Raw genomic sequence first — 3676 nt, forward strand, 5'->3', positions numbered from 1 at the left:
CCCACCATCGGACCTCAGCACATTCCCCACCCATGAACAGCTCAACGAGCACACGGTCAAACCGTCACGACAAGAACCGTTGCAGTACTAGGCCGCTGGACATCCACGACGGCACCAGGCGCAGCTGCGGCGATGCGAGCATGCAGGGGCCGCCCCAGTGCCGCCAGCAGCGTGGGGCGCATCTGCGGGAGATCGGCGAGAGTCTCGGGGCGCACGAGGCGCTCGTCCGGCGGGCGGGAGGCCAGTGCGAGCCGCGTGCAGTCGCCGGTGTGGAACATCCAGGATTCGCCGACCCCGCGTTCGACGGCCATCTCCCGGAGCACCGTCAGGACGAGGTGGATGTCGGGGATGTCGCGGCTACGGATTCTCCTGCCGTGGGCCTGGGTGAACGTCCTTGGCAACGGCGCGAACAGCCCCAGCTGGCCGGGGATTTCCTCCACGCAGACGGCCGGGTCGTTGGGCGGAGGTTGCGCCCTGTCGCGAGCCCACGGAGGGAGGCGATCGTGCGAGCGCGGACCGTTGTGCCGCAGCGGAAAACTGGACAGTTTCACGCCGTCAATGCGCACGGCCAACTGCAGAGGCCGGCCCGGCGGCAGGTCGCGCCGCTCGAGCTCCGCCCTCATCCCCGCGTCTTCTTCGCCGAGCCGGACGGCGACGCGGCAGCCGCGGCACGTGCCGTCCACTCCCACGATCCCCGGCCAGCCGCATCGCCGGCAGACCGCTGCATGTAACACACCCTTCCTGACCCGGTAGCGGCTGTCTCGACACTCGCGGCACAGACCGGATGAGGTGACTGGGCCCCACGTCGCGCCGACCGGAGAGACAGCCGCTTATCGGCGCGCGTCCACCACTGAGCGCAGCTTGCCGCTGGTCGGGCTGCGGTCCAGGGACGAGCCGTCCACCGCCTCGATCGTGAGGTCGAGCAGCCGCTCCTCCACTGCCGCGCGCAGCTCGGGGTAGCCCAGCAGAAAGGCCTCCCTCAGCCGCTCGGGGACCGGTGTGTCGGTGCATTCGACGCGGACGGTGAGGTGTTCGCGGGTGTCGTGAGCGGTGAGCAGGATCTGGAGTTCGCCGGTGTAGCGGCCCTGCTCCTCGGCTATCGTCACGAAGCGGCGGTGATTGAGCAGATACGTGGCCACGCGCATCACGTCCCCGGTCCTGCCGCGCAGTTCGAAGCGGGGGGCGTGGCTGCCGCAGGGGCAGCGGCCGGGGACGATCCGGCCGAGGTCGCCTATGACGTAGCGGCCGAGGTTCTGGCCGCGCCGGGCGTGCGTGGCGAAGACCAGACGCCCGGTCTCCCCCGGCGCTACCGGCCTGTCGGAGGTGATGTCGAGGATCTCCATGGTGTGCAGGTCGGCGTGGAGGTGGTGGACGCCACCGGTGCTCTCGGCACACTGGTAGCCGAGCGGGCCCAGGTCGGTGCTGCCGTAGGTGATGGACCGGACGACCTCGATACTGAAGGTGTCCTTCAGAGTGCGCTGCTGTTCGGCGGTGAAGTGCTCGCCGCCGTAGAAGATCTTCCGGAGGCCGCCGTATGCGCGCAGAGAGTCCTTCTCCTCGTGCAGCAGCTGCCACAGGTAGGAGGGCATTCCGAAGAGAGTGTCTGCCTGGTGGGCGATCAGAGCCTGGGCCGTGGCCCGGTGGTCGGGGCCGGCGGACAGGGGCAGTTGGACGCCGCCGAGACGCTCAAGGATGGAGAAAAAGCTGATGAAGCTGCCGTACATGCCCCCGCAGTAGAAGAGGTTGGCCGTGCGGTCCGCCACCGGGTCGTAGCCGGCGGCGAGCAGACCGCGGGCGGCGGCGTGCATCTGGGTGTCGTAGTCGTCGTAGCTGAAGAGGGACAGTGCCGGGGCGCCGGTGCTGCCGCCGCTGCGGAAGTACAGCTCGGCATCGGCTCGTGCGACGTGGCGGTTGAGTTCCTGGACTTCCTCCTTGCCGAGCAGCGGCCCGCCGGGCGGCGGGAGGACGACCGGGCGGGCCAGGTCGTCCAGGCAGGCGACAGTGGCGAAGCGGGCGTCGGTCTGGACCGCCACACGGCGGCTGTAGCGCTGGAGCGCGTAGACGCCGTCGTGAGGCTCGCCGGGGTAGCTGGCGAGCATGGCGCCGATGGGCGTGATGCGGGTGACGCCTGCGGCCAGGACGTTGCGGGAGAGTTCGGCGATGTCGGTGCGGCTGCCGGCGATGCCCGCAGTCTGCAGGTAGCGGCGCATGGGCCGCAGGGTACCGAGCAGCTTCCTGCGCGGCAGCGGCTTGATCCACACGCTGCGGTGCAGGGGGGAGGCGGTGAGAGCGGGCCGGGTGTCGGCAATGACGCGCCAGGAACCGTCGGGGGCGGCGAACACCCCGGTCAGGTCAAGGTGTTCCTCCAGCCGGGCGATCAGCTCGGTGGTGGTCAGCTCGGCCTGTTCGGCGGGGTCGAGGCCATGGACGTCGGGCGGGGACGCGGCGGCGGGCCGGGTGGCGAGCACGCCGGCGAAACGCTCGGCGAAGGCGAAGACGTCCCGTTCGTCCTCGGTGTCGAGGTAGACCACCTGGGGGCTGGAGCAGGCCTGTTGCTCGTGCAGGCAGACGTCGGATGCCAGTGCGCCGAGCGTGTCCGGGTCCTGCCAGGCGTTGCGGGTGAGGTAGGCGAAGGAGATGCGGTGGCCCCACTCCACCAGGCGGCAGCCGGGCGGGACATGGGCGGCGACCCCTTCGACGGCGCTCTCGCCGCCCCAGACGGCGATGGCGTCGGCGGGTGCGCACATCAGGCGCAGCCACTCCTGCCGGGAGGAGGAAAAACGCAGCACGACGACGCGGTCGGCGATGGCGCCGGTGAGGTCCAGGGCGGCGAGCTCGGCCAGCAGGTGCTGGGTGAGCAGGGTGTCGCCGCTGCTGGTCTTGAGGATGTTGACGTTGCCGGCGAGCAGGCCCTCGACGATGCTGAGTGGGGCGACGGTGGCTGCGTTGCCCGGGGTTATGTGGGCAACCAGGCCCACGGGGGCCCATGCCTCGTAGACGGTCTCCCGGGCGTCGGGGCGGTTCAGCCGGCCCGGTGCGGAGCCGCCGAGTTCGCGACGGAGCTTGCGGGTGAGCTCGGTCCGGCTGAGGTAGGCGGCGAGTTCGGTGAGGACGGCGGGGTCCTCGTCCTCGGGCAGGTGGCGGGCGAGCCGGGTGCGCACCGGGTGCTCTGGGGCGCGCAGGACGGTGGCCAGGGCGTCGCAGGCGGCCAGGACGGTCTCGGTCTCCAGTGGGGTGCTGAGGGCGGCCTCCACTGCGGTGGACAGGCCGGACAGACGGCGCCCGGCCTCCTCGTCGCCGATGAAGGCGCCCTGCCAGTAGTGGTGTTCGTGGGTTTCGGCGGCGTGGTGCACGGTCACGACATTCCTTTCATCAGTTCGGCGGCGGCCACCGCGCAGCTTCGGTTGCGATTCACCCCGGCGCGGCCGTGGACGGTGAACCAGTCGGTGGTCAGCTCGCATCCGCACGCGTCTCCGGGGTGCAGGGAGGCGAGGTCGCCCATGACGACGCTCTGCGCCGGTACGGAGGTGATGTAGGGCGAGACGAGGTGCAGGTAGCCGATCTCGCCGTACGGCAAGGGTTCGATGCCGCCTGCGTCGATGATGGTCCCTCGCGCGCCGCCGCCCCAGATGGTGGTCGGCTCGAGGATGTTCAGGTCGCCTGTGGTCGGGTCGGC

At 70.6% G+C, this 3676-nt stretch carries 2 protein-coding genes and 1 pseudogene; all 3 read right to left on the reverse strand.

Going from position 1 to position 3676, the window contains the following annotated elements; all coding sequences use genetic code 11:
• Window positions 1-56: 56 nt before the first annotated feature.
• On the reverse strand, window positions 57-683 hold the full coding sequence (locus tag ABZ070_RS35975; RefSeq protein WP_356640257.1) for a hypothetical protein: 627 nt from the start codon (window positions 681-683) through the stop codon (window positions 57-59).
• A gap of 147 nt (window positions 684-830) precedes the next feature.
• Window positions 831-3359: an acyl-CoA reductase gene (locus ABZ070_RS35980; protein ID WP_356640258.1), complete on the reverse strand. Its 2529-nt coding sequence runs from the start codon at window positions 3357-3359 to the stop codon at window positions 831-833.
• Window positions 3356-3676: pseudogene (locus tag ABZ070_RS35985) on the reverse strand (hypothetical protein); the annotation flags it as partial. The gene ABZ070_RS35980 and the pseudogene ABZ070_RS35985, both read right to left, overlap by 4 nt.

Source organism: Streptomyces sp. NPDC006283 (assembly GCF_040613325.1).
Classification (GTDB): domain Bacteria; phylum Actinomycetota; class Actinomycetes; order Streptomycetales; family Streptomycetaceae; genus Streptomyces.